Annotated in this window: 2 protein-coding genes; both read right to left on the bottom strand. The window is 51.9% G+C overall.

What is annotated here, in order from left to right; translation table 11 throughout:
- Positions 1–128, bottom strand: a 128-nt coding sequence (locus B3S86_RS15165) for an NYN domain-containing protein (protein ID WP_290754280.1), incomplete at its 3' end; no start/stop codon positions are given.
- The coding region (rlmB, locus tag B3S86_RS15160) for a 23S rRNA (guanosine(2251)-2'-O)-methyltransferase RlmB (protein WP_290754276.1) at positions 125–536 on the bottom strand (412 nt) is incomplete at its 5' end. The genes B3S86_RS15165 and rlmB, both read right to left, overlap by 4 nt.

The following is a 536-nucleotide window of genomic DNA, read 5'->3' as shown; positions in this document are numbered from 1 at the left end:
TGGTATTCCGCCATCGCATGAATCAGCCGTTCCCGTGCCAATTCAAAATCTTGCTCCCGCAACGTCCGAAATTCTGGCCATGCGCCAATGATATTATAGCCATCTACGATGAGACGATCATATTTCATCGCGCATACGGCTTTCTAGTCCGGTAGACTTCATATAGTAATAACGAAGCAGCAACCGATGCGTTGAGCGATGTGACATGTCCCGCCATCGGGAGGTGGACGAGGAAATCACATTTCTCACGGACGAGCCGGCTCATTCCTTTTCCTTCACTTCCAATGACGATTCCGAGTGGCATCGTCCCATCAAGTGTCCGGTAGTCATCACTTTCGCGCGCATCCGTTCCGACGAACCAGATGCCTTGTTTCTTTAGATCCTCCATCGTCCGCGCAAGGTTCGTCACGCGAACGACAGGAATATGTTCGATCGCGCCTGTTGATGCTTTTGCGACGACTTGCGTCAATCCGACTGATCGACGCTTCGGAATGATGATCCCGTGTGCCCCGACAGCATCTGCTGTCCGCAAGATT

The organism is Exiguobacterium sp. UBA3968 (genome assembly GCF_002385115.1).
In the GTDB taxonomy this organism is placed as follows: Bacteria; Bacillota; Bacilli; order Exiguobacteriales; family Exiguobacteriaceae; genus Exiguobacterium_A.
The sequence above is the reverse complement of the archived record's forward strand: the minus strand, read 5'-3'. Positions and strand labels throughout refer to the sequence as shown.